Origin of the sequence: Plesiocystis pacifica SIR-1 (assembly GCF_000170895.1) — a bacterium.
Lineage (GTDB): Bacteria > Myxococcota_A > Polyangia > Nannocystales > Nannocystaceae > Plesiocystis > Plesiocystis pacifica.
Genome location: NZ_ABCS01000216.1, coordinates 1 through 3,397 on the forward strand (window position 1 = coordinate 1; position 3,397 = coordinate 3,397).

Below are 3,397 nucleotides of genomic sequence, written 5' to 3' on the forward strand. Positions count from 1 at the left end.
TCGCCGGCGGCTTGCTCGAGATGTCGTAGCAGACCCGGTTGATGCCCCGGACCTCGTTGATGATCCGGTTGCTGATCTTGCCCAGGACCTCGTAGGGCAGGTGCGCCCAGTCGGCCGTCATCGCGTCGAGGCTCTCGACGGCGCGCACGGCCAGGGCGTTCTCGTAGGTCCGCGCGTCGCCCATGACGCCCACGGACTGCACGGGCAAGAGCACGCCGAAGACCTGCCACAGCTGGCGGTAGAGGCCCGCGGCGCGGATCTCCTCGATGATGATCGCGTCGGCCTCGCGGAGCACGGCGCAGCGGGCCTCGGTGACCTCGCCGAGCACGCGCACGGCCAGCCCCGGGCCCGGGAAGGGGTGGCGCCAGACCATGTCCTCGGGCAGGCCCAGGTGCAGGCCCAGGCGCCGGACCTCGTCCTTGAACAGCTCGCGCAGCGGCTCGACGACCAACATGTTCATCTTCTCGGGCAGCCCGCCGACGTTGTGGTGGGTCTTGATGGTCGCCGAGGGCCCGCGGGCGCTGACGGACTCGATCACGTCGGGGTAGAGGGTGCCCTGGACCAGGAAGTCGGCCCCGCCCAGGCCCTTGGCCTTGTCGTCGAACACGTCGATGAAGGTCGCCCCGATGCGCTTGCGCTTGACCTCGGGGTCGGTGATGCCGGCGAGCTGCTCGAGGAACTGGGCGCCCGCGTCGGCCACGACCAGGGGGTTGTGGAGGCGCTCGTTGAACATCGCCTCGACCTGCTGGCGCTCGTTCTTCCGCAGCAAGCCATTGTCGACAAAAATGCAGTGCAGGCGGTCGCCGATGGCCTTCTCGACCAACGCCGCGGCCACGGAGGAGTCGACCCCGCCCGACAGGCCACAGATGACCGTGCCGCTCTCGCCGACCTGCTCGCGGATCTGGGCGACGGCCTCGTCGACGAAGGCGCCCATGTTCCAGTCGCGGCTGTAGCCGCACAGGTCGAGGAAGTGGCCGATGAGCGCCGTGCCCCGGGGGGTGTGGCTGACCTCGGGGTGGAACTGCACGCCCCACATGCGCCGATCGCCGTCGTGGATGGCCGCGTGGGCGCAGTTGCGCGAGTGGGCCACGGTCACGAAGCCCTCGGGCAGGGCCTCGACCTCGTCGCCGTGGGACATCCACACGGGCTCTTTGGACCCCACGGCCGCGTCTCCCTGCTCAGCGAACAACCCGGCCATGGGCCCGGCGACGGCGTCGACGACGATGTTGGCGTGGCCGTACTCGCGCTCGACGGCCGGGCGGACCTTGCCGCCGAGGCCCATGACCATGGCGAACAGGCCGTAGCAGATGCCGAGCACCGGCAGCTCTTCGGCCAGGCACCACTCGAGCACGGCCGGATCCAGGCGCGGGGCGCCCTCGTCGTAGATCGACGAGGGGCCCCCAGACAAGATCAGCCCCTTGGGCGCCTTGGCCTGGAGCTTGTCGAGGGGGTGGTCGAAGGGAAGAATCTCGGCGTAGACGCCCAGCTCGCGCGCCCGTCGGGCGATGAGCTGGGTGACCTGGGAGCCGAAGTCGAGGACGATGAGGGTCTCGTGGGCCATGGGAGTCTCCCCGCTATTCCATGCGGTAGTTGGGCGCTTCCTTGGTGATGATCACGTCGTGGACGTGGCTCTCGCGGAGGCCCTGGCTGGAGATGCGGCGGAAGGTCGCGCGCTCGGCCAGCTGCGGGATGGTCGGGGCGCCGACGTAGCCCATGCCCGAGCGCAGCCCGCCCAGGAGCTGGAACAGGCTGTCGGCCAGGCGCCCGCGGTAGGGCACGCGGCCCTCGATGCCCTCGGGCACCAGCTTGCGCTCCTCGGCGACGGTCGACTGGAAGTAGCGGTCCTTGGAGCCGGCCTTCATCGCGCCGATCGAGCCCATGCCCCGGTAGACCTTGTAGGAGCGGCCCTGGTAGAGCACGAGCTCGCCCGGGGCCTCGTCGGTGCCGGCGAGCAGGCTGCCGATCATCACCGAGTTCGCGCCCGCGGCGAGGGCCTTGACCACGTCGCCGGAGTACTTGATGCCGCCGTCGGCGATGATCGGCACGTCGGTCTTCCGGGACACCTCCGCGACGTCCATGATCGCGCTGACCTGCGGCACGCCCACGCCCGCGACGACGCGGGTGGTGCAGATCGAGCCCGGCCCGATGCCGACCTTGACCCCGTCGACGCCGGCTTCCACCAAGGCCTCGAAGGCGGCCGGCGTGGCGATGTTGCCCCCGACGATCTGCAGGTCGGGGAACTCCCCGCGCACGGCCCGGATGGTGTCGAGGACCCGGCTCGAGTGGCCGTGGGCGGTGTCGACGATGATCACGTCGCAGTCCTCGGCGACGAGGGCCGCGACCCGCTCCATGGTGTCCGCCGAGGTGCCCACGGCCGCGCCCACGCGCAGGCGCCCGCTGCCGTCCTTGTTGGCGTTGGGCGAGCTGTCGGACTTGAGGATGTCCTTGACGGTGATCAGCCCGAGCAGGTGGCCGCGGTCGTCGACGACCAGCAATTTTTCGATGCGGTGCTGGTGGAGGATCGACTTGGCCTCGTCGGGGTCGATGCCCTGGGGCGCGGTGATGACCTTCTTGGTCATCACGTCGTTGACCTTCTGGTCGAGGTTGGTCTCGAAGCGGATGTCCCGGCTGGTCAGGATGCCGACCGGGGGCCCGGGCTGGCCGGGGTTCTCGACCACGGGCAGACCGGAGAAGCCGTGGGTCTCCATGAGCTCCAGGGCCGCGCGCAGGGTCGAGCCGGGGTTGATGGTCAGCGGGTCGGCGACCATGCCGGTCTCGGACTTCTTGACCTTGCGGATCTCGCGGGCCTGCTGCTCGATGCTCAGGTTCTTGTGGACGATGCCGATGCCGCCCATGCGCGCCATGCCGATGGCGGTCTCGGCCTCGGTGACCGTGTCCATGGCCGCCGACAGCAGCGGGCACTTGAGGCCGATGCCGCGGGTCAGGCGGGAGGACACGTCGACCTCGGCGGGCAGGACTTCGGAGTAGCCCGGCTCGAGCAGGACGTCGTCGAAGGTCAGGGCTTCACGGATCGTGTCGCGGGAGATGGTGGCCATGGGGGTTCCGTCGTGCTCCCCGAGGACCGACCGCGAGCGCAGCGCACGGCCCGGGGATAATTCCGGGGAGTATAGGGAGCGGCCCGACCTTGCAACAGGGCTCGGGCCCCGCCTCGCTCCCGAGCTGGCGAGGGCGCGGACTGCCCTCGCGCAGGCCTCGCGTCGCTCCGGCGGCCTCAAAAGGGCCGTGCGCGCCCTCCCCTGCCCATGGACCCGGCTCGACGGGGCGCCGACCCTGAGCGGACACACGAACGTAGCGCCCGGGCCGTCGAGATCGGGGCGTGAACGGCGGGGGCGATCCAAGCAGTGAGAAGGCTGACTGATCGGCTAGTACCGCGTGT

At 70.2% G+C, this 3,397-nt stretch carries 2 protein-coding genes; both read right to left on the reverse strand.

The genetic code is table 11. The features are described from left to right. A partial coding sequence (guaA, locus tag PPSIR1_RS41230; protein ID WP_006977291.1) for a glutamine-hydrolyzing GMP synthase occupies positions 1-1,561 on the reverse strand: 1,561 nt, incomplete at its 3' end. 13 nt (positions 1,562-1,574) lie between these two features. Then, positions 1,575-3,056 (reverse strand): IMP dehydrogenase, encoded by a 1,482-nt coding sequence (gene guaB, locus PPSIR1_RS41235; protein ID WP_006977292.1) that lies wholly within the window; start codon positions 3,054-3,056, stop codon positions 1,575-1,577. Positions 3,057-3,397: the final 341 nt, after the last annotated feature.